Here is a 20,754-nt window from a genome sequence, read left to right on the forward strand (position 1 = left end):
GTCAAATTCCCGCCTCCGCCGGGATGGGATGATGGGCAGATGGCATCCACCGCGTCGCCCGCCCCGGTCGTGATCCGCATATCCCCCATGGCGCATCTCGCCGTCGCCCTTTTCGCGCTGGCCCTGCTGTCCATCGTGTTCGCCGGGCCCGGCTGGTTCGCCGTTCTGTTGGTGGTCCCCGTCGCGCTGTCGGTCGCGGTCGCGCGCTACCGCACGGTCGCCGACCGCGACACCGTCACCGCACGCACCCTGTTCGGGACGCAGACGATGCGCTGGGAGGACATCGACGGGTTGCGCTTCGGCAAGAAAGCCTGGGCTCTGGCGCGGCGCACCGACGGCAGCGAGACCGCGCTGCCTGCCGTCACCTTCGCGAGCCTGCCCGTGCTGACGGCCGCGAGCGGCGGCCGGGTGCCGAATCCCTACGAGTAGCGCTCAGGTCAGCGGGTTCGCGCCGTTGAGCAGCACCCAGATCGCGACGCCGGCGCCGATTCCGAGAACCAACGCGGCGAAGGAGCCGAGGAACGGCCGGCGAGCCCATCCACGCCCGGCGTCGAGGCCGTAGCGCCCGGGCCCGGTGAGGATGATCGCCGCGACCGCCGCGACGAGAAGGACCTGGTACTCGTGGCCGTCGGTGAGGAACGCCGACAGTCGCGCATCGTTGTGGGCCTCGACCGCCTCGGCGAGCACCCCGTTGATCAGGTAGGCCAGCGCGCCCGCCGCCGCCACCGGAGTGAACAGCCCCAGCACCAGCAGGATGCCGGCCGCGATCTCGCCGCCCGCTGCGACGTAGCCCAGGATGTCGGCGTACCGGAACCCCACGCCGTCGAGGTAGTCGCGGAATCCGCCCAAGCCGGGACCGCCCCACAGCCCGAACAGGTTCTGCAGTCCATGACCCACCAGCAGGGCGCCGACGGCGACGCGCAGCACCAGCAGACCGAGGTCCTGGGTGCCGCGGCGATCCCGCGCGCGATCCTCGTCGAAGACGCCGACCTCGGTCGGCGCTACCGCCGGCGACCCGTAGGAGCCGGGTGCGAGACCGGCGCTCGGCTGCACGTACGGGAGGGGTTCGGCGTCGCCCAACAGCCCGAACGGTTGCTGATCGGACGGTTTGGCGGTGTCGTAGCGTGGGATCGCCGTGGTCTCGAAGTCGCCGCCGTAGTGTTCCGAGGGCAGATCGTCCTCGGGGTCCACCAGACGCGCCGACGCAGGCCGGCCACTCGAGTCGGCGGGCCGCTGCCAGGGTTGCGAGTCATGCGGGCTGGTCACACCAGTCAGGGTAAGTGCTGCTCAGGTAGTGGCCGGGAATTCGCTCGGCGCGCCCGACCACGTGTTTTCGCGCTGGTGAGGACTCCCCGACCAGGTGGGCGCGCGGGCGCCGTGGCGAGCACTGCGCAACGATCCGTAATCTGGCTCGCATGAGTCGACGCCGCTCGATGCGGACCGCCACGGTGGTGGCCAGTGCTGCGCTGATCGGCATCACCGGCTGCGCGCGCTTCGATTCGGCCCAGTCGCAGCCCTACACGACGGAGCCGCAGATGGCGCCGGGCGCCACCTCGACGCCGCCTCCCCCGCCGCCCCTGCCCGCTCAACCGTTCCCCAAGCAGTGCCCCGCCCCCGGGGTGATGCAGGGCTGCCTGGACAGCACCAGCGGGCTGATCATGCTGCCGGACAGCCAGTCGGCGCTCGTCGCCGAACGGGTCACCGGCGCGGTCAAGCAGGTCGCCACGAAGGCCGAGCCGTTCGTCAAGATGACGATCCCGGTCGACGGCAGCGGCGATGGCGGGCTCATGGACATCGTGCAGTCGCCCACCTACCAGCAGGATCGGCTGACCTACGCCTACATCAGTACGCCGACCGACAACAGGGTGGTGCGCATCGCCGACGGTGACGTGCCCAAGCCGATCCTGATCGGCATACCCAAGGGCGCCACCGGCAACTCGGGGTCACTCGTGTTCACCAGCCCCACCACGCTGATGGTGCAAACCGGCGACGCAGGCGATCCCGCGCTGGCATCGGATCCCAGTTCGATGGCGGGCAAGCTGCTCCGCATCGAACAGCCCACCACGGTCAACCAGGCACCCACCACCACCGCACTGTCGGGCCTGGGGCCCGGTGGGGGTATGTGCATCGACCCGTCCGACGAATCGCTGTACGTCACCGACCGCACACCGACCGGCGACCGGCTGCAGCGCATCACCAAGGACTCGAAGGTGTCGACGGTGTGGTCCTGGCCGGACCGCCCCGGGGTGGCCGGCTGCGCCGCGCTCGACGGCACCGTGCTGGTGAACCTCGTCAACACCAAGCAGACCGTCGCGGTGCGGATGGCGCCCGACACCGGCGCGGTGACCGGCGAACCCGAGGTGGTGCGCCAGGACCAGCACGGTCATGCCTGGGCGCTGCAGGTCGCACCCGACGGCAACATCTGGGGTGCCACGGTCAACAAGACCTCCGGGGACGCCCAGAAGCTCGACGACGTGGTGTTCCCGCTGTTCCCGCAGGGCGGCGGCTTCCCGCGGGCCAACGACGAAAAGACCTAGAACGACTCAGGTCTGGCTGGGCCCGGACCCCGGCAGGCGCAGGATCAGACGCGTACCGCCGAGCGGACTGTGCTCCAACGTCGCTGTGCCACTGTGGATTTCAGCCTGCTGAGCGACGAGCGCCAACCCCAGGCCTGAACCGGAGCGCGACGCGGTGGACCCCCGGTGGAAGCGTTGGAAGACTTCCTGACGTTCCTCGTCGGGCACACCGGAACCGTTGTCGTCCACGGCGATCTCGACGCCGTCGGCCGAACTGATCACGCTGAGCTGGACGCGCGTGGCACCGCCGTGCTTGACGGCGTTGGCGATCGCGTTGTCCACCACCAACCGCAGACCCGCGGGCATGCCGAGCATCAGCACCGTCGTCGACGAGGCGAGGGTGACCTCCAGCCCCGGGTAGTTGTGCATGGCGTCGTGGGCGGCGCGGTCGAGGAGTTCGGCGACATCGAGGGGGACGAAGTCGGCCGTCGTGGTCAGCTCGCCTTGGGCCAGCCGCTCGAGGGCCGACAGCGTCGCCTCGATACGCGTCTGCGTGCGCATGACGTCACCGATGACCTCGCGGCGCTGCTCCGGGCCCAGGTCGAGGGTCATCAGCACCTCGAGGTTGGTGCGCATGGCCGTCAGCGGGGTGCGCAGTTCGTGCGAGGCCACCGCGGCGAAGTCACGCGCTGATTCCAGCGCCGCCCGGGTCCGCTGCTGCTCGTCACCGATGCGCGCGAGCATCCCCTCCACCGCCTCGGAGATCTCGACGGCCTCCCACACCCCGCGCACCTGCACCTCGTCGGGGTTGGACTGGGCATTGATGGCGCGCGCCTGCTGGGCGAGCAGCCGGAACGGGTTGACCATGATCAACCCGATCACCCACCCCACCAGCAACGTGGCCAGGATCACGCCCGCGCAGATCCAGAACACCCGCCAGTGCAGCGAGTCGATCCGGGCCTTGGTGTCGGCCAGCGGCGCACCGAGTGCGATCGACGCGGACCCGGTGGTGATCGTGCGGATGCGGTACTCGACGCCGCCGATGGTCGCGTCCGCGTACCCGTTGGGCAGCTCCGGCAGCGTGATCTCGGGCGGCATCGAGACGGCGACGGGGCCGATGCGCGCAGTCCGCACGAGTCCGCCCTCGGCCGGTTCCGGTCCGACTCCCTCTTGCGCGCTGCGCAGCAGCGTGTTGACGTCGCCGAGGCTCGACAGTGAGTCCAGCCGCCGGTCGAGCTGGTCGTACTGGTCGTTGGTGACGCCCACCCACACCCAGATACCGAGGGTGAGAACCAGGATGATCACGCCGACCTGGGCCAGGATGACGATCGAGCGCAGCGACAGCAGCCGCAACGGGTGCGAGAGCAGGCGCAGTACCAGGTCCTGGGCGCGCGTCATCGGAGCGTCAACTGCAGGCGGCCATGACCAGCTCGCGCACGCGCGCGGCGTCCGCCTGCCCCTTGGTCGCCTTCATCACCGCGCCGACGATCGCGCCGGCAGCGGCGACCTTGCCGCCTCGGATCTTCTCGGCGATATCGGGATTGGCGGCCAGCGCCTCGTCCACCGCGGATTGGATCAGCGAGTCGTCGCGGACCACCGCGAGACCGCGCGCGGTCATCACCTCGTCGGGTTCACCCTCACCGGCCAGCACACCCTCCACGACCTGGCGGGCGAGCTTGTTCGAGAGCTTGCCGTCGTCGACGAGTTCGACCACTGCGGCCACCTGGGCGGGGGTGATGGCGAGCGCGTCGAGCTCGACCCCTTGCTCGTTCGCCTTCTGCACCAGGAAGTTTCCCCACCAGGCACGTGCGGCGTCGCTGGAGGCCCCGTGCTCGACGGTGGCCGTGATCAGGTCCAGCGCCCCGATGTTGACCAGATCGCGCATCACCTCGTCGGAGATGCCCCAGTCCTGCTGAACTCGCTTGCGCGACAACCACGGAAGTTCGGGGATGGTGGCGCGCAGCCGCTCGACGAGGTCATCGCTCGGGGCGACGGGCTCGAGATCCGGTTCCGGGAAGTACCGGTAGTCCTGCGCGGTCTCCTTGCTGCGCCCCGGCGAGGTGTAACCGTCCTCGTGGAAGTGCCGGGTCTCCTGGGTCACCGTGCCGCCGGACTCCAGAACCGCTGCCTGCCTGCGCATTTCGTAACGCACCGCGACTTCCACGCTCTTGAGCGAGTTGACGTTCTTCGTCTCGGTGCGGGTACCGAACTCGGCTCGGCCGATCGGCTTGATCGAGACGTTCGAGTCGCAGCGCATCGAGCCCTGATCCATCCGCACATCGGATACGTCCAAGGCGCGCAACAGGTCTCGCAATGCGGTCACGTACGCCCGGGCGATCTCGGGGGCGCGCTCACCGGTGCCTTCGATCGGCTTGGTGACGATCTCGATCAACGGCACGCCGGAGCGGTTGTAATCGGCCAGCGAGGTCGTGGCGCCGGCGATGCGACCGGTGTCACTGCCCAGGTGGGTCAGCTTGCCGGTGTCCTCCTCCATGTGCGCGCGCTCGATCTCCACGCGCCACGTGCTGCCGTCGTCGAGCGGAACGTCGAGGTATCCGTTCACCGCGATCGGCTCGTCGTACTGGCTGATCTGGTAGTTCTTCGGCTGGTCGGGATAGAAGTAGTTCTTGCGGGCGAACCGGCCCCACGGCGCGATCTGGCAGTTGAGCGCGAGGCCGATGCGGATCGCGGACTCGACCGCGGCCCCGTTGAGCACCGGCAGCGAGCCCGGCAACCCGAGGCACACCGGGCACACCTGGGTGTTGGGTTCGCCGCCGAAGCGGTTCGGGCAACCGCAGAACATCTTGGTCTGCGTGGAGAGCTCGACATGCACCTCGAGGCCCAGCACCGGCTCGTAGGCGGCGATGACCTGGTCGTAGTCCAGCAGCGGTGCGGTGGCCGAGGTCACGGAAGACATGACCCCGATCCTAGTGGGTCACTTTTCCCCGGCGAGCAGACGCGAACTCGCGTGGTTTCGCGGCGAGTCGCGCGAGTTCGCGTCTGCTCGCCGGGAAAAGTCAGCCGAAGAACTCCGCGGCGTCGTCGTAGCGGCTCTGCGGCACCAGCTTGAGTTGACGCACCGCGTCGCCCAGAGGGACCCGACCGATGTCCTGCCCGCGCAGCGACACCATCATCCCGAACTCCCCGGCATGCGCGGCGTCGGCGGCGTTGACGCCGAACCGGGTGGCCAGCACGCGATCGTAGGGCGTGGGGGTGCCGCCGCGCTGGACGTGCCCGAGCACCGTGACCCGGACCTCCTTGTTGATCCGCTTCTCGACCTCGATGGCCAGTTGCTGGGCGACCCCGGTGAAACGCTCGTGGCCGAACTCGTCAGTGCCACCCTGCTTCAGCGACATCGATCCCTCGGCCGGCTTGGCGCCCTCGGCGACCACGCAGATGAAGTGCGAATCTCCGCGCACGAAGCGCTGTTTGACCAGCCGGCAGACTTCCTCGACGTCGAACGGCTGCTCGGGGATCAACGTCATGTGGGCACCCGAGGCCAGGCCCGCGTTCAGCGCGATCCAGCCGGCGTGGCGACCCATGACCTCGACCAGCATCACCCGCTGATGGGACTCTGCGGTGCTGTGCAACCGGTCGATGGCGTCGGTGGCGACGTGCAGCGCGGTGTCGTGGCCGAACGTGACGTCGGTGCAGTCGATGTCGTTGTCGATCGTCTTCGGCACGCCGACGACGGGGACATTCTCTTCCGACAGCCAGTGCGCCGCGGTCAGCGTGCCCTCGCCGCCGATGGGGATCAGGACGTCGATGCCGTTGTCCTCGAGTGTCTGCTTGATCTGATCGAGGCCGGCGCGCAGTTTGTCGGGGTTGACCCGCGCCGTGCCGAGCATCGTGCCGCCCTTGGCGAGCAGCCGGTCGTTGCGGTCGTCGTTACGCAGCTGGATGCGGCGGTCCTCGAGCAGGCCGCGCCAGCCGTCCTGGAAGCCCACCACCGACGAGCCGTACCGCACGTCGCAGGTGCGCACCACGGCCCGGATCACCGCGTTCAGGCCAGGACAGTCACCACCGCCGGTCAGCACTCCGATACGCATGGTGACCATCCTCCTCTGTCAGAGCGCAGTTGGCAGAGGACCCCGGGCAACTTCATAGGCCGCACCCACGCGGTAGAGCCGGTCGTCGGCCAGCGCCGGCGCCATGATCTGCAGCCCGACCGGCAGGTTGTCGTCAGCCGACAGGCCCGAGGGCACCGACATCCCGCAGTGGCCGGCCAGATTCAGCGGAAGTGTGCAGAGGTCGAACAGGTACATCGACAGCGGATCGTCGACCTTCTCGCCGAGCCGGAACGCGGTGGTCGGGGTCGCCGGCGAGACCAACACGTCGACGCGCTGATACGCCTCGTCGAGGTCGCGCGCGATCAACGTGCGGACCTTCTGCGCTTGGTTGTAGTAGGCGTCGTAATAGCCGGCCGAGAGCGCGTAGGCGCCGATCATGATGCGACGCTTGACTTCTGGGCCGAAGCCGGCAGCGCGGGTCAGTGCCATCACCTCTTCGGCGCTGTGGGTGCCGTCGTCGCCGACGCGCAGCCCGTAGCGCATGCCGTCGAACTTGGCGAGGTTCGACGACACCTCCGACGGCAGGATCAGGTAGTACGCCGGCAGCGAGTAGTCGAAGTGCGGGCAATCCACCTCGGTGATCTCTGCGCCGAGCGCGCTGAGTTGGTCGACGGCCGCGGTGAACGACGCGAGGACGCCTGGCTGGTAACCCTCGCCGCTGCGCAGCTGCTTGACCACTCCGATGCGCACCCCGGTGAGATCACCGGCCGCGCCGGCCCGCGCGGCTGCGACGACATCGGGCACCTCAGCGTCGATCGACGTCGAATCGCTCGGATCGTGCCCGGCGATGACCTGGTGCAGCAGTGCGGTGTCCAGCACGGTACGGGCGCACGGGCCGCCCTGATCCAGGGATGACGCACACGCGATGAGCCCGTAGCGCGACACCGTGCCATAGGTCGGTTTCACCCCGACCGTGGCGGTCAGCGCGGCCGGCTGGCGGATCGACCCGCCGGTGTCCGAACCGATCGCCAGCGGCGCCTGGAACGCGGCCAGCGCCGCCGCGCTCCCGCCACCGGAACCGCCGGGCACGCGCTCGGTGTCCCAGGGGTTGCGGGTGGGCCCGAAAGCCGAGTTCTCGGTCGAGCTGCCCATCGCGAACTCGTCCATGTTGGTCTTGCCGAGGATCGGAATCCCGGCGGCACGAAGCCGCGCGGTCACCGTCGCGTCGTACGGGGACGTCCACCCCTCGAGGATCTTCGATCCGCAGGTGGTCGGCATGTCGGCGGTGGTGAACACGTCCTTGAGTGCCAGCGGCACGCCGGCCAGCGGCGAGCTCAGCTGACCGCCTGCGGCGACGGTGTCGTCGACCTCGGCGGCGGCGGCCAGCGCCTGATCACCCGCGACGTGCAGGAAGGCGTGGTACTCGCCGTCGGTCGCGGCGATCTGATCGAGGCAGGCCTGGGTCGCCTCGACCGAGGACACGTCGCCGGCGGCGATCTTGGCTGCCAGCGTGGCGGCGTCGAGCCGGATCAGGTCGCTGCCTTCTGCTCTTCGCGTAAGCGGCTCATCGCTCATTCGGGCTCTCCCAGGATGCGCGGCACCGCGAAGCGTCCGTCGACGGCGTTGGGCGCCTCGGCAAGTGCCTGGTCTTGGGTCAGGCACGGCTGCGGCTCGTCGGACCGGAAGACGTTCACGCTCGCGAGCGGATTGTCGGTGGCGGCGACGCCGGTGACGTCGACGGCTTGGATCTGGCTGACATGGCCGAGGATGGCGCCGAGCTGACCCGCGAAACTATTCAGTTCTTCGTCGGTCAGGGCCAGACGGGCCAGGCGCGCCAAGTGCGCTACCTCGTCTCGGGAGATCTGGGACACGACCCCGAAGCCTAGTTCACCGTGACGCCGGGGCTTTCGTCCGAGTCGCCGCTGCACAGGAGTCCGTGACACAGTGTTGCGCGTGCCGTCGTATCTGCTGCGCGTCGAGCTGGAGGACCGGCCGGGCAGCCTCGGTTCCCTGGCCGTGGCCCTGGGGTCCGTCGGCGCCGACATCCTGTCGCTCGATGTGGTCGAGCGCACCTCCGGCTATGCCGTCGACGACCTGGTGGTCGAGCTCCCGCCCGGCGCCATGCCCGACTTGCTGATCACCGCGGCCGAGAAGCTCAACGGTGTCTACGTCGACAGCATCCGGCCTCACACCGGGCTGCTCGAAGCGCACCGCGAACTGGAGCTGATCGACCATGTGGCCGCCGCGGACGGTAAGGACCGCCGCCTGCAGGTGCTCGTCGACGAAGCACCCAAGGTGCTGAGGGTCGGCTGGTGCACCGTGACCCGCCTCACCGAGCAGGGGCCGCACCGAGTGGTCGGCAGCTCCGGGGCGCCCGAGACGCAGGCTGCGCAGACGCCCTGGCTGCCGCTGGACTCACCGACGGCCCTCGACGGTCACGCGGACTGGGTGCCCCAGGTGTGGCAGGACATGGACACGACACTGGCCGCCGCGCCGCTGGGCGACCCCCACACCGCGATCGTGCTCGGCCGGGCGGGCGGGCCCGAGTTCCGTCCGAGCGAGGTCGCGCGGCTGGGTTACCTCGCTGGCATCATCGCGACGATCCTGCGTTAGCCCGCCGGCTCGACATCCGAATCGACCTGCGCGTCGGCCTCCGGCGCGACCTCGGATGCGACGCTGTCGGGGCCGCCGTCGAGCAGGCGGCGGAACCCGTCCTCGTCCAGCACCGGGACGCCCAGTTCGATCGCCTTGTCGTATTTCGATCCGGGGGCGTCGCCGGCGACCACGTAGGCCGTCTTCTTGGACACCGAGCTGGCGGCTTTGCCGCCACGCGCGATGATCGCCTCTTTCGCGTCGTCGCGGCTGAATCCCGTCAGTGAGCCCGTGACCACGATCGAGAGCCCCTCGAGCGTGCGCTCGATGCTCGCGTCGCGCTCGTCCTCCATCCGGACCCCGGCGGCCCGCCACTTGTCGACGATTGCGCGGTGCCAGTCGACGGTGAACCAGTCGATGACGGCGGCGGCGATCGTCGGACCGACACCTTCGGTGGCGGCGAGCTGTTCTTCGGAGGCCGACGTGATCGCCTCGAGGCTGCCGAATTCTGTGGCGAGGGCACGCGCGGCCGTCGGCCCGACGTGCCGGATGGACAGCGCCACGAGCACCCGCCACAGCGGCTGCGCCCTGGCCTTGCCCAGATTGGCCAGCAGCCGCTTGCCGTTCGCCGAGACCTGGCCGGCCTTGGTGGTGAACAACTCGGTGCGCAGCAGGTCCTCGGCGGTGAGCCCGAACAGGTCCCCCTCGTCGGTGATCACCCTGGCGGCCAGCAGCGCGGTGGCGGCTTCGTAACCCAGCCCCTCGATGTCGAAGGCGCCGCGACCGGCGACGTGGAACACCCGCTCGCGCAACTGCGCCGGGCAGGACCGCGAGTTGGGGCAGCGGATGTCGGCGTCGCCCTCTTTGGCCGGCGCCAGCTCGGTTCCGCATTCCGGACAGTGCGTCGGCATCGTGAACTCGCGCTCGGAGCCGTCCCGCAGATCCACCACGGGGCCGAGCACCTCGGGGATGACGTCGCCGGCTTTGCGGATCACCACCGTGTCGCCGATCAGCACGCCTTTGCGTTTGACCTCCGAACCGTTGTGCAGCGTGGCCAGCCCGACCGTAGAACCCGCGACCTTGACAGGCTCCATGTAGGCGAACGGTGTCACCCGTCCGGTGCGGCCCACGTTGACGCGGATGTCGAGGAGCTTGGTCGTCGCCTCCTCCGGCGGATACTTGTAGGCGATCGCCCAGCGGGGCGCACGCGAGGTCGCCCCCAGGCGGCGCTGCAGCGCCACCTCGTCGACCTTGACCACCACGCCGTCGATCTCGTGCTCGACGTCGTGGCGGTGCTCGCCCCAGTAGGCGATGCGCTGGGTGGCCGCTTCCAGCCCTCGGACCTGCGCGGTGTGCTCAGACACCGGCAGACCCCACGCTCCGAGCGCGCGGTATGCGTCGTGCAGCGTCGCGAACGGAAAGCCCCCGGGACTCTCGATGTGCCCCAACCCATGGCAGATCATCCGCAGCCGGCGCTTCGCCGTCACCGCCGGATTCTTCTGGCGCAGCGAGCCGGCGGCGCTGTTGCGCGGATTGGCGAACGGCGGCTTGCCCTCGGCGACCAGCCCCGCGTTCAGCTCTTCGAAGTCCGCCACCCGGAAGAACACCTCACCGCGCACCTCCAAGACTGGAGGCACCGGAAATTCGTCTGTGCCCGTGAGGATTTCGGGGATGTCGGAGATGGTGCGCGCGTTCAGCGTGACGTCCTCACCCGTGCGGCCGTCACCTCGGGTGGCGGCGCGGACGAGCCTGCCGTCACGGTAGACGAGCGCGAGCGCCACACCGTCGATCTTCAGCTCGCACAGGTACTGGGCGTCCGGGCCGATCTCCCCCGCGATGCGCGCCGCCCAGGCGGCCAGCTCCTCGGGATCGAAGACGTTGTCCAGGCTGAGCATTCGTTCGAGATGCTCGGCCGGGGTGAAGTCGGTCGCGAAGCCGGCGCCACCGACCAGCTGGGTCGGCGAGTCGGGTGTGCGCAGCTCGGGATGGGTGTCCTCGAGGGCCTGCAGGCGACGCAGCAGCGTGTCGAACTCGGCGTCGGAGACGGTCGGTGCGTCGCGCACGTAGTAGCGGAACTGGTGCTCGCGCACTTCGTCGGCGAGCTCCTGCCAGCGCCGACGCACCTCGGCGTCCGGGGCGTCGCCGGCCTGCTCGGCCAGCATTGCCTCGGGATTCGGGGACGGCTTCGGACTCACCCTCGCAGGCTATCGAAGAGCACAGACATGATGGCCGGGGCTTCTGGCTACTCTGCTGACATGCCGCATCCGGTCATGTTCTCCGAACACGATCCCGGGCTCGCGGAGGTCCGCGCGATCGCGCTCGCCTACCCCGGCGCATTCGAAAAGGTCTCTCACGGCAGGCCCGTGTTCTGCGCACCGAAGATGTTCGTCGTCTACGGCGGCTCCCAGAAGGGCACCCGGGGTGGGGAACACATCCGCTTTCCGTATGCGGTGCTGGTCAAGGTCGATCAGAGCGACCGGCTGGCCCTCGAACAGGACGATCGCTTTTTCGTGCCCGCTTACCTGGGTCCGTTCGGATGGCTCGGGCTGGACCTCGCCGCGACGCCCATCGCGGAGGTGGACTGGGGCGAGGTCGGAGAACTCATCGACGCCTCCTACCGTTTGACCGCGCCGAAGAAATCGATCAAGCAGCTCGACCAAGACCGACCCGATGCGCCCCGGACATGATTCGATCGGAGACACCATGAGCTTCTCGAGCCCCTTCCCCGAAGTCGACATCCCCACCGCAAGCGTCTACGACTATCTGTTCGCCGGCTTGGCGGGCCCGGACGCCGAGCATCTGGACCGCGTCGCGCTGGTCGATTCCACCACCGGCCGCCACACCAGCTATCGCGAAATGGTCGCGAGAATCGACTCGTTCGCGGGCGCGCTCGCGGCACGCGGATTGGGGGTCGGCGACGTCGTCGGGCTGTTGGCCCCCAACAGCTCGGCGTTCGCCGTCGCGTTTCACGGCATCCTGCGTGCCGGAGCGACCGCAACGACCATCAACGCGCTGTTCACCGCGAAAGACATCGCCAAACAGCTGACGGATTCACGAGCGACCATGCTGATCACAGTGTCCGCATTGGCCTCTGCGGCGGCGGAGGCCGTCGAGCTGGTCGGGATTCCCGCCGAGAACCTCGTGGTGCTCGACGGACCGGGCCGGGCCGTCGACGGCCACCCCAGCGCCGTCGAACTCCACGACGGCAACCCCCCACCTCCGGACGTGACGTTCGCGCCGTCGTCGCATCTGGCCGCGCTGCCCTACAGCTCCGGGACGACGGGCAACCCCAAGGGTGTGATGCTGACCCACCGCAACCTGGTGGCCAACGTCGCGCAGATCCGACCGCTGCACGGCATGGTTCCCGACGACGTCGTTCTGGCGGTGCTGCCGTTCTTCCACATCTACGGGATGACGGTGCTCCTCAACGCCGCGCTGCACGCGCGGGCCCGCTTGATCATCATGCCGAGCTTCGACCTCGGCCAGTTCCTCGGCAACATCGCCGAGCATCGGTGCACGATCGCGTTCATCGCACCGCCGGTTGCCGTCGCGCTGGCCAAGCACCCGCTGGTCGACGAGCACGACCTGTCGTCTCTGAAGGTGGTGATGTCGGGGGCGGCTCCGCTGGACGCCGACCTCGGTCGCGCCGTCGCCGAGCGGCTGGACTGCCGTGTCGTGCAGGGCTACGGGATGAGTGAGCTCAGCCCCGTCAGCCACATCACCCCGTTCGACGCCGGCAAGCACGACATGCATGTCGATGCGCCGCTGAGTTCGGTGGGCTGGACGGTGTCGAATGCGGCGTCCAAGATCGTCGACCCCGAGACCGGCCAGGACATCAACCCTCCCGAGGAGGGTCTCAGTGCCACCGGTGAGCTGTGGTTCAAGGGCCCCAACGTGATGGCCGGATACCTGAACAACACCGAAGCCACTCGCTCGACGATCGACGACGACGGCTGGCTGCACACCGGTGATCTCGCGCAGGTCGACGCCCACGGCTGTGTGTACATCGTCGATCGGCTCAAAGAGCTGATCAAGTACAAGGGCTATCAGGTGCCCCCGGCCGAGCTGGAGGCCGTGCTGCTCGGCCATCCTGGCGTCGCCGACGCGGCGGTGATCGGGGTGCCGAACGACGACGGCGAAGAGGTGCCCAAGGCGTACGTGGTGAAGCAGGCCGACGCGGAGCTGACCGAGGACGAGGTCATCGACTTCGTCGCCGGCCAGGTGGCGCCCTACAAGAAGGTTCGGCAGGTCCAATTCATCGACGCCATACCGAAATCCGCGTCGGGAAAGATCCTACGCAAGGATCTGCGCAACGCCTGAGAGCTGCACCGTCTGAGCGCTACCCCGTCTGCGAGCTATGCGGAGTCGGGGTCTTCGGCCAGGCCGTCGGCGACCTTCTGTGCCAACTCGACTGCGCGGCGGGCCCACTCGACCGTCGCGGACGTGAGCCCGCATGCCGGGGTGACACCCACCCGGTCGCGCAGCACGGTCCGGGGGAAGCCGAGCCTGTCGGTCACCGCGGCCACCGTGGCGGCGATCTCCTCGACTGCTGGCCGGGGCGCGGGCGCGAGTGCCGGCACCGCCCCGAGCAGCACCGTGCGGCCGGACTCCAGGAACTCGCCGACCCCGTCGAGATCGGTCGCGTTCAGCGTCCGGACATCGACCATCACCGCAGCAATCACGCTGCGCTGCAACACCGTCCACGGAACGTCGGCGGCGCAGCAGTGCACGGCGACCTCGCCGCCGACGCGGGCGACACACTCGTCGAGCAGCCCGGTGACCACTGCCGCGTCCACCGGGTGGACCGGGTTGAGACTGCTCACCCCGCTCAGCCGCCCGGCCAGCGCCGAGGGCAGGGTGGGCTCGTCGAACTGGACGACGACTGTGGCCTGCAGTCGCCGTTCGAGCTCCGCCCGGTGCGCTGCCACCCCCTCGGCCAGCGACGTGGTGAGATCCCGCACGGCGCCGGCATCGGTGATCGCTCGATGCCCATTGCCCAGTTCCAGGTGCGCGGCGAGTGTCACTGGACCGGGGGCCTGCACCTTGACCACCCGATCACCGCCGCGCAATCCTGCCTTCTCCCAAGCCTCTTCGAGTGCGTCGACGTCCTCGTCGAGCAGGCTCACCGCACGACGAGTCGCCGCGCTGCGCCCCGCCGCGATGCGGTAACCGCGGGGCACCGTGTCCAATGCGATGTCGACCAGGAGCGCACCCGCGCGTCCGATCATGTCGGCGCCCACGCCGCGGCCCGGCAACTCGACCAGATGGGGCAGCCGGTGCAGCTCCCCCACCACCACTTCGGCGGCATCTCGGGCCGACACACCCGGCCATGATCCGATCCCTGTCGCGGTGGCGAAAGCAGTCATTCGCCCGACGATAGGCGACGCATTAGTGTCGGGGCATGACGGGCCGTGTGCTTCTGTGCGCGCTGGCAGTCGTCCTTTCCGGATGCACGCAGACCGTCTCTGGCGCAGCCACCCGACCGGTGCCCGCCCTCGACGAGAATTCCCGCTCGCCGGTCGACGTCGACGCCTTGTTGCTGGATCGGTCGCAGATGCAGGCGCTCAGCGGCGCCGGCGCCGACCTCAGCCCGGTGCCGGGCATGGAAAGCAAAGTGCCCGTGGACATTCCGACCGATCAGGGATTTCTCCCTGACCCCTTCTCCCGAGAGCTGCCGCAGGAGTGCGGATGGCTGTTCGCCGAGACGGAGGTCTTCGGCCCCGACGTCGAGGAGTTCCACAAGGAGACCTACCAGAGCCCCCGGCGGGGCGGGCTGATCTCCCAGGCCGCTGCCGGGTATCGCGACACCGCGACCGCGGTCACCGCGCTGACCGATCTGACCCGGCAGATCGATGCGTGCAGCGACACCGAGCAGGGCTCGATGCTGGTCGGCGATGTGCTCGCCACTGACGATTCGGTGCGCATCCGTCCGGGCTCGTGTGGCCGTGACTACCAGGTGAAGTCGGTGGTGATGGTCGAGGTGACGTTCTGTTCGTTTCCCGACTCGGTGCCCGAACTGGTGATGACGAACATCGTCGACAACGTGCCGCGCTGAGGGGCGCGAGCCGCAGAAGAAAAGCTACGGCAACACCGGCGCGGGGTGCGGGAGCGGGTGCGCGCCCTGCGGCCGCAACCCGTCGAAGATGATCGCGAGGTAGCGCCGCCACAGCTCCGGCGACGGGTCGGCGACGTACTCGACCGCATGGACCGGCGCGCACATCAGCAGGAACACGTCGGCCTCGGTGATGTCGGCGCGCACAGCCCCCGCCTCGCGGGCCCGCCCGACGAGCACCTCGAGGCTCTCGTGCAGTTCGGTGCGCGCCCTCACCACGCGGGGATCGTCGTCGCTGGCGGTCTGCACGAACGTCAGGTCGTGCTGCCGCCGCTGATCCGCGGCGACGGTGAGGAACTCCAGCAGGGCCTCCCCCGGTTCCACAGAATCTGCGAGTTGTCTTGCAGCACTGGACAGTACAGCGATGTGATCGCACACGACCGAGGCGATCAGATCCTCTTTGGTGGCGAAGTGCCGGAACACGGTGCCTTTGGCCACCCCCGCGGCAGCGGCGATGTCGGCCACCGAGGCGGAGTGCCCCTTGTCGGCGAAGACCTTCTCGGCCGCCGCCACCAGCGACGCGCGGTTGCGGGTGGCATCGGCGCGCTGGGGGCGGGCAGGCGACGACATGGCACCAGGGTACCAAGTTGACCGATCGGTCATGTTGTGCCACGGTGGAAACATGACCGCATGGTCATCTTCACTGCCCGAAGGGAACACTCCTATGCAGATTCACGGCGCCACCGCTCTGGTGACCGGTGCGAACCGCGGCCTCGGCCGATCCTTCGCCATCGAGCTGCTGCGACGCGGGGCGAAGGTCTACGCCGCGGCGCGACGCCCCGAACTCATCGACGTGCCCGGGGTCGAGCCGGTCCGGCTCGACATCACCGACGCCGGCCAGGTCGACGCCGCCGTGGCGGCGGCGCCAGACGTCGACATCCTGATCAACAATGCCGCCGACACCGCCGGAGGACATCTGATCACCGGAGACCTCGGTGCGATCAGATCCGTGATGGAGACGAACTACTTCGGCACGCTCGCGCTGATCCGCGCCTTCGCACCCGTCCTCGCCCGCAATGGAGGCGGCGCGATCCTCAACGTACTCTCGGCAGCAGCATGGACGACCGTCGACGGAAACGCCGCCTACGCTGCCTCGAAGTCAGCCGAGTGGGGTCTGACCAACAACGCGCGCATGGAACTCGCTGATCAAGGAACGCTTGTCGCAGCGTTGATTCCAGGTCTCATCGGTACCCAGACGCTCTTCGACTTCGCAGAACGGCAAGGAATCGAGTTCGGTGAGGGCGCTGTCGTCGACCCCGCCGACCTGGTCACCGTGGCTCTCGACGGGCTCGAGGCGGGCGAGGTGGAGATCTTCGACGCGCTCGGCCGCAAGGCCAAGGAACTACTGTCCGGCCCGCCTCTGGCCTTCCCGTTCGAGGTGTGACGGTCACGTCTCCAGGCGCGACTCTTCGAGATCGATGTCGTAGAGGATGCGGTTGAACGCCTCGTTCGAGAGCTTGCCCTCTCGCCGCATCACCAGCAGCTCGCGACGCTGCGCCTCGAGGACCGATCGCACCATGTCCTGATACGCCCGCGAACGTTCCTCGTACTCACCGACCTCGTCGCCGGCCAGCCGGGCCTCGAAACGCTGGGTGCGGTACTCGTACAGACCCCGCATGCGCTCCGCGGTGTCGGTCCGCGTCCACTCTTCGTCCGCGAGTTCGTCGATGCGCTCGATCGCCGCACGCGCAGCCGCCAGACGCGCACGGTCTTCTTCTGCGGTCTCGGGGTCGGCCGTGCGATCCAACCGGTCGATCAGCGCCGGCAGCGTCAACCCCTGCACCACCAGCGTGAAGAAGATGACCGCGAACGTGAGGAACAGGATCAGCTCGCGGTGCGGAAACGGCGACCCGTCCGCTGTCTGCACCGGCACGGCCAACGCCACCGCAAGAGACACCGCACCGCGCATCCCGCTCCACGCCAACACGAGTCGCCACGATGCCGGTGCGCGTCTCCGGCGCTGCTGGGGGCGTCGGTCGAGTACCCGGATCAGATACGGCACCGAGAAGAACCACAGGAAGCGGCTGGCCACCACCGCGGCGATCACCGCGACTGCATAGCCCATCAGCGCCGGGAAGCGGTATTCGTGCAAGCCCGACACGATCGCGTGCAGCTGCAGACCGATCATCGCGAACAGGGTGGCGTTGATCAGGAAATCGACGATGTCCCAGACGAAATAGCCCTGCAGCCGCGGCCGGGCCTCCAGCACCTCGGGGCTGCGGATCGCCATGACGATGCCTGCGGTGACGACTGCCAGCACGGCCGAGGCCCCCGCCGCTTCGGCGGGTAGGAACGCGGCGTAGCCGGTGAGAAGCGAGATCGTGACACTGATCTGCGCGTCGTAGATGCGGGCGCGCACCCACCCCGACAGCCAGCCCACCACCAGCCCGATCGCGATGCCGCCGAGCGCACCCAGCACGAAGCTCAGACCGGCATCGGCGAGCGAGAAGCCACCCGCGACCGTCGCGGCGATCGCGACCCGGAACGCGACGAGCGCGGTGGCGTCGTTGAACAGACCTTCTCCCTCGACGCTGCTGATCAACCTGCGGGGCGCGCCGAGGCGGCGCATGATCGTCGCGGCGGCAACGGGATCTGTCGGCGACACGATCGCACCGAGGACAAAGGCTGCCTCCCAAGGCATGTCGGGAATGACAGCGTGGGCGGCGCATGCGACGACGCCCATCGTGACGACGACCAGGGCGACGGCGCTGAGCGTGAGGCTGCGCAGCCCCGTGCGGAAATCGCCGAAGTTCGCATAGATCGCCGACTTGTAGAGCAGCGGTGGAAGGAACAGCGCGAGCACGAGGTCGGGTTCGAGGCTGATGTCGGGCAGGCCGGGGATGAACCCCGCCAGCGCGCCCCCGATCACCAACGGAATCGGATACGGCACCGAGAGTCGGCACGCGAGCGCACCCAGCGCCGCGACGGCCATCAGCAATGCGGTGATCAGCACCTCGGCATGGTCCACCTCGTCACCCTCACGCCACGGTGCACACCTGTCAATCAGGCGCCGCAGCGGCGGTACACGTAACCGTCATCAGCCGGGGTGACGATGCCATGGTCGCGCAGGATCATCACGGCGGGCCGACCCGGGCTGGTGCAGGCGGCGCTGAAGGCATGCTCGCCGAGCGGCGCGGCCGGAGCGAGCGCCGTGCACCACACTCCGAGCGCCACGGCACACCGGAAAGCATTGCGCCGCAGGCGAAGCGGTTCGTCAGCGCGCCTCGGCGATCGTCGCACTACCGAGCACCTCGTCCCCCTGAGGGTCAGGGCGGTAGAGCACGAGCGTCTGCCCCGGCGCTACCCCGCGCAGCGGGCTACGGAGGTCGACGACGACGGCACCGTCATGGACGTGCGCGACGGCGTCGGCCGTACCGCCGTGAGCGCGCACCTGCACCGTGGCTTCGACCGGACCGTCGGGGGCGACCCCTGAGGTGAAGACCGGCCGCTCTCCGCGCAGCGAATGCACCTCGAGATCGGCGGCGTCACCGACGTAGACGGTGCCCGAGTCCGCGTCGATACCGGTGACATACCGGGGTCGACCGTCCGGACCGGGACCGGGGATGCCGAGCCCCTTGCGTTGCCCGATCGTGAAGCCGTGCACACCGTCGTGTTCGGCCAGCACGGCGCCGGTGGTGTCGACGACCGCTCCCCTGCGCACACCGATCCGCGCGCCGAGGAACGCCCGGGTGTCCCCCGTGGGGATGAAGCAGATGTCGTGGCTGTCCGCCTTGTCGGCGACCGACAGTCCCCGCCGGGCCGCCTCCTCGCGAATCTGCGCCTTGGGGGTGTCGCCGATCGGGAACACTGCATGACGCAACTGCTCGGCGGTGAGCACCGCCAGAACGTAGGACTGGTCCTTGTCATGATCCACGGCCCGGCGCAGCCGACCGTCGGACAGTCGCGCGTAATGGCCGGTGGCCACCGCATCGAAACCGAGCGCCAAGGCGCGAGCGGCCAACGCGGAGAACTTGATTCGCTCGTTGCAGCGAACACACGGGTTGGGCGTCTCGCCGCGCGCGTAGGCCTCCACGAAGTCGTCGATGACGTCTTCTTTGAAGCGATCGGCGAAATCCCAGACGTAGAAGGGGATGTCGAGCACATCGGCGACACGACGGGCGTCGCCGGCGTCTTCCTTCGAGCAGCATCCCCGCGAACCGGTGCGCAGCGTGCCCGGCGCCGACGACAAAGCCAGATGCACGCCCGTCACGTCGTGTCCGGCGTCCACCATGCGCGCCGCCGCCACCGAAGAGTCGACGCCGCCACTCATCGCAACCAGAACCCGCATGGCTACGCCCGTCCCGTCGCGCTCGCCAACGCCGCATGCCGCGCGCGCTCCACGGCCGCGGGCAGCACAGCCAGCACCGCGTCGATGTCGTCGTCGGTGCTGGTGTGTCCCAGCGAGAATCGGAGAGAACCGCGGGCGCTGGCCGGATCGGCCCCCATCGCGGTGAGCACGTGCGACGGTTGCGCCACTCCCGCGGTGCACGCCGACCCGGTGGAACACTCGATTCCCTTGGCGTCCAACAACATCAGCAGCGAATCACCTTCACACCCGCGGAAAGTGAAGTGGGTGTTGCCGGGTAACCGGCCGGCACCCGACGGGCCGTTGAGTTCCACGTCGTCGATGGTCGCGAGCACCTGGTCGATCATGCGGTCTCGCAGGGCACGCACCCGGGCCGCCGTGACATCCATGGTCTCGACGGCGTCGCGCGCTGCAGCGGCCATTCCGGTCACCCCGGCGACGTCCTGCGTGCCCGAGCGCACGTCGCGTTCCTGGCCACCGCCGTGAAGTTGCGGTACGCACGCGGTGTCCCGCCGCAGCAGGAGCGCGCCCGCGCCGGTGGGGCCGCCGAACTTGTGTGCGGTCACACTCATCGCCGACAGGCCCGACGCGGCGAAGTCGACCGGGATCTGACCGACCGCCTGCACCGCGTCACTGTGCATCGGGACACCGGCGGCCGCAGACACGGCGGCCAGCTCGGCGATCGGCATGATCGTGCCGACCTCGTTGTTGGCCCACATCACCGACACCAGGGCGACATCGCCCGCGTCGCCGATGGCGGCGCGCAGGGCCTCGGCGGTGACCATCCCGCGCCGGTCGACAGGCACCCAGGTCACCTCGGCGCCTTCGTGGTCGACCAGCCATTCGACGGCGTCGAGGACCGCATGGTGTTCGACGGGCGTGGTGACGATCCGGCGGCGGGCGGGGTCGGCGTCACGGCGGGCCCAGTAGATGCCCTTGACGGCGAGGTTGTCGCTTTCGGTACCTCCGGCGGTGAAGATCACCTCCGAGGGGCGCGCGCCCAAGAGGCCCGCCAGGGTCTCGCGGGACTCTTCCAGCCGACGCCGCGCCAGGCGGCCCGATCCGTGCAGTGACGAGGCATTCCCGACCGAGGTCATCGCAGAGGTCATCGCCTCGATGGCAGCTGGGCGCATCGGGGTGGTGGCAGCGTGGTCGAGATACACCGCGGACGCAGTCACAACGCTCCACAATAGCCGTGACGAGGCCCGCGCCCGCATT

Annotated in this window: 20 protein-coding genes; 7 read left to right on the plus strand and 13 right to left on the minus strand. The window is 69.0% G+C overall.

Features of this window, described 5'->3' with window-relative positions; genetic code table 11:
- Positions 1–39 precede the first annotated feature (39 nt).
- On the plus strand, positions 40–429 hold the full coding sequence (locus tag ACZYYX_RS23210; RefSeq protein ID WP_463816965.1) for a PH domain-containing protein: 390 nt from the start codon (positions 40–42) through the stop codon (positions 427–429).
- Positions 430–432: 3 nt separating this feature from the next.
- Here the strand turns inward: ACZYYX_RS23210 and ACZYYX_RS23215 are convergent, their stop codons facing one another.
- On the minus strand, positions 433–1,266 hold the full coding sequence (locus ACZYYX_RS23215; RefSeq protein ID WP_463816966.1) for a DoxX family protein: 834 nt from the start codon (positions 1,264–1,266) through the stop codon (positions 433–435).
- Between the two features lie 167 nt (positions 1,267–1,433).
- Between ACZYYX_RS23215 and ACZYYX_RS23220 the strand changes: the two genes are divergently transcribed.
- Positions 1,434–2,537 (plus strand): PQQ-dependent sugar dehydrogenase, encoded by a 1,104-nt coding sequence (locus ACZYYX_RS23220; protein WP_463817201.1) that lies wholly within the window; start codon positions 1,434–1,436, stop codon positions 2,535–2,537.
- Positions 2,538–2,543: 6 nt separating this feature from the next.
- Here the strand turns inward: ACZYYX_RS23220 and ACZYYX_RS23225 are convergent, their stop codons facing one another.
- From ACZYYX_RS23225 to gatC, 5 genes are all read right to left on the minus strand, one after another.
- Positions 2,544–3,914, minus strand: coding sequence for a sensor histidine kinase (locus ACZYYX_RS23225; protein ID WP_463816968.1), 1,371 nt, complete (start codon positions 3,912–3,914; stop codon positions 2,544–2,546).
- A gap of 7 nt (positions 3,915–3,921) precedes the next feature.
- Entirely contained in the window at positions 3,922–5,433 is a 1,512-nt protein-coding gene (gatB, locus tag ACZYYX_RS23230) for an Asp-tRNA(Asn)/Glu-tRNA(Gln) amidotransferase subunit GatB (RefSeq protein ID WP_463816969.1), read from the minus strand.
- A gap of 100 nt (positions 5,434–5,533) precedes the next feature.
- Positions 5,534–6,565, minus strand: coding sequence for an ATP-dependent 6-phosphofructokinase (locus tag ACZYYX_RS23235; protein ID WP_463816970.1), 1,032 nt, complete (start codon positions 6,563–6,565; stop codon positions 5,534–5,536).
- A gap of 18 nt (positions 6,566–6,583) precedes the next feature.
- A complete protein-coding gene (gatA, locus tag ACZYYX_RS23240) occupies positions 6,584–8,101 on the minus strand; it encodes an Asp-tRNA(Asn)/Glu-tRNA(Gln) amidotransferase subunit GatA (RefSeq protein ID WP_463816971.1) in 1,518 nt (505 codons plus the stop codon).
- The gene (gene gatC, locus ACZYYX_RS23245) at positions 8,098–8,397 is read right to left on the minus strand and encodes an Asp-tRNA(Asn)/Glu-tRNA(Gln) amidotransferase subunit GatC (protein ID WP_463816972.1); all 300 of its coding nucleotides are present in this window, start codon (positions 8,395–8,397) and stop codon (positions 8,098–8,100) included. The genes gatA and gatC overlap by 4 nt, the downstream gene beginning before the upstream one ends.
- 82 nt (positions 8,398–8,479) lie before the next feature.
- On the opposite strand from gatC, the gene ACZYYX_RS23250 reads away from it, so the two are divergent.
- The gene (locus ACZYYX_RS23250; RefSeq protein ID WP_463816973.1) at positions 8,480–9,139 is read left to right on the plus strand and encodes an ACT domain-containing protein; all 660 of its coding nucleotides are present in this window, start codon (positions 8,480–8,482) and stop codon (positions 9,137–9,139) included.
- Here the strand turns inward: ACZYYX_RS23250 and ligA are convergent.
- Positions 9,136–11,280 (minus strand): NAD-dependent DNA ligase LigA, encoded by a 2,145-nt coding sequence (gene ligA / locus ACZYYX_RS23255; protein ID WP_463817203.1) that lies wholly within the window; start codon positions 11,278–11,280, stop codon positions 9,136–9,138. The two genes, ACZYYX_RS23250 and ligA, sit on opposite strands and share 4 nt — an antisense overlap.
- Positions 11,281–11,373: 93 nt before the next feature.
- Between ligA and ACZYYX_RS23260 the strand changes: the two genes are divergently transcribed.
- On the plus strand, positions 11,374–11,805 hold the full coding sequence (locus tag ACZYYX_RS23260; protein ID WP_463816974.1) for an MmcQ/YjbR family DNA-binding protein: 432 nt from the start codon (positions 11,374–11,376) through the stop codon (positions 11,803–11,805).
- A gap of 16 nt (positions 11,806–11,821) precedes the next feature.
- Positions 11,822–13,438 (plus strand): 4-coumarate--CoA ligase family protein, encoded by a 1,617-nt coding sequence (locus tag ACZYYX_RS23265; RefSeq protein ID WP_463816975.1) that lies wholly within the window; start codon positions 11,822–11,824, stop codon positions 13,436–13,438.
- A gap of 35 nt (positions 13,439–13,473) precedes the next feature.
- Here the strand turns inward: ACZYYX_RS23265 and ACZYYX_RS23270 are convergent, their stop codons facing one another.
- Positions 13,474–14,484: a uroporphyrinogen decarboxylase/cobalamine-independent methonine synthase family protein gene (locus ACZYYX_RS23270; RefSeq protein WP_463816976.1), complete on the minus strand. Its 1,011-nt coding sequence runs from the start codon at positions 14,482–14,484 to the stop codon at positions 13,474–13,476.
- A gap of 35 nt (positions 14,485–14,519) precedes the next feature.
- On the opposite strand from ACZYYX_RS23270, the gene ACZYYX_RS23275 reads away from it, so the two are divergent.
- Complete coding sequence (locus ACZYYX_RS23275; RefSeq protein WP_463816977.1) at positions 14,520–15,173, plus strand: sensor domain-containing protein; 654 nt, start codon at positions 14,520–14,522, stop codon at positions 15,171–15,173.
- A 24-nt stretch (positions 15,174–15,197) separates the two neighbouring features.
- Here ACZYYX_RS23275 and ACZYYX_RS23280 read toward each other — a convergent pair whose 3' ends face one another.
- Entirely contained in the window at positions 15,198–15,800 is a 603-nt protein-coding gene (locus tag ACZYYX_RS23280) for a TetR/AcrR family transcriptional regulator (RefSeq protein WP_463816978.1), read from the minus strand.
- Positions 15,801–15,894: 94 nt separating this feature from the next.
- Here ACZYYX_RS23280 and ACZYYX_RS23285 point away from each other — a divergent pair, with 94 nt between their 5' ends.
- A complete protein-coding gene (locus ACZYYX_RS23285; RefSeq protein ID WP_463817204.1) occupies positions 15,895–16,614 on the plus strand; it encodes an SDR family NAD(P)-dependent oxidoreductase in 720 nt (239 codons plus the stop codon).
- A 3-nt stretch (positions 16,615–16,617) separates the two neighbouring features.
- Here the strand turns inward: ACZYYX_RS23285 and ACZYYX_RS23290 are convergent, their stop codons facing one another.
- The 4 genes from ACZYYX_RS23290 to ACZYYX_RS23305 are packed head-to-tail and all read right to left on the minus strand — an operon-like array spanning position 16,618 to position 20,714.
- Positions 16,618–18,198: a Na+/H+ antiporter gene (locus ACZYYX_RS23290; RefSeq protein ID WP_463816979.1), complete on the minus strand. Its 1,581-nt coding sequence runs from the start codon at positions 18,196–18,198 to the stop codon at positions 16,618–16,620.
- Positions 18,199–18,233: 35 nt separating this feature from the next.
- Entirely contained in the window at positions 18,234–18,404 is a 171-nt protein-coding gene (locus tag ACZYYX_RS23295) for a hypothetical protein (protein ID WP_463816980.1), read from the minus strand.
- A gap of 40 nt (positions 18,405–18,444) precedes the next feature.
- On the minus strand, positions 18,445–19,518 hold the full coding sequence (mnmA, locus tag ACZYYX_RS23300; protein ID WP_463816981.1) for a tRNA 2-thiouridine(34) synthase MnmA: 1,074 nt from the start codon (positions 19,516–19,518) through the stop codon (positions 18,445–18,447).
- 2 nt (positions 19,519–19,520) lie between these two features.
- Entirely contained in the window at positions 19,521–20,714 is a 1,194-nt protein-coding gene (locus ACZYYX_RS23305; protein ID WP_463816982.1) for a cysteine desulfurase family protein, read from the minus strand.
- Positions 20,715–20,754: the final 40 nt, after the last annotated feature.

This window comes from Mycobacterium sp. IDUB_1, from assembly GCF_055419625.1.

Excerpts from the sequence above, each read along its gene's own strand:
- ACZYYX_RS23210 (WP_463816965.1), top strand. The coding sequence starts at position 40 with ATGGCATCCACCGCGTCGCCCGCCCCGGTCGTGATCCGCATATCCCCC.
- ACZYYX_RS23220 (WP_463817201.1), top strand. The coding sequence starts at position 1,434 with ATGCGGACCGCCACGGTGGTGGCCAGTGCTGCGCTGATCGGCATCACC.
- ACZYYX_RS23225 (WP_463816968.1), bottom strand. The coding sequence starts at position 3,914 with ATGACGCGCGCCCAGGACCTGGTACTGCGCCTGCTCTCGCACCCGTTG.
- gatB (WP_463816969.1), bottom strand. The coding sequence starts at position 5,433 with ATGTCTTCCGTGACCTCGGCCACCGCACCGCTGCTGGACTACGACCAG.
- ACZYYX_RS23235 (WP_463816970.1), bottom strand. The coding sequence starts at position 6,565 with ATGCGTATCGGAGTGCTGACCGGCGGTGGTGACTGTCCTGGCCTGAAC.
- gatA (WP_463816971.1), bottom strand. The coding sequence starts at position 8,101 with ATGAGCGATGAGCCGCTTACGCGAAGAGCAGAAGGCAGCGACCTGATC.
- ligA (WP_463817203.1), bottom strand. The coding sequence starts at position 11,280 with ATGCTGGCCGAGCAGGCCGGCGACGCCCCGGACGCCGAGGTGCGTCGG.
- ACZYYX_RS23260 (WP_463816974.1), top strand. The coding sequence starts at position 11,374 with ATGCCGCATCCGGTCATGTTCTCCGAACACGATCCCGGGCTCGCGGAG.
- ACZYYX_RS23265 (WP_463816975.1), top strand. The coding sequence starts at position 11,822 with ATGAGCTTCTCGAGCCCCTTCCCCGAAGTCGACATCCCCACCGCAAGC.
- ACZYYX_RS23270 (WP_463816976.1), bottom strand. The coding sequence starts at position 14,484 with ATGACTGCTTTCGCCACCGCGACAGGGATCGGATCATGGCCGGGTGTG.
- ACZYYX_RS23275 (WP_463816977.1), top strand. The coding sequence starts at position 14,520 with ATGACGGGCCGTGTGCTTCTGTGCGCGCTGGCAGTCGTCCTTTCCGGA.
- ACZYYX_RS23280 (WP_463816978.1), bottom strand. The coding sequence starts at position 15,800 with ATGTCGTCGCCTGCCCGCCCCCAGCGCGCCGATGCCACCCGCAACCGC.
- ACZYYX_RS23285 (WP_463817204.1), top strand. The coding sequence starts at position 15,895 with ATGCAGATTCACGGCGCCACCGCTCTGGTGACCGGTGCGAACCGCGGC.
- mnmA (WP_463816981.1), bottom strand. The coding sequence starts at position 19,518 with ATGCGGGTTCTGGTTGCGATGAGTGGCGGCGTCGACTCTTCGGTGGCG.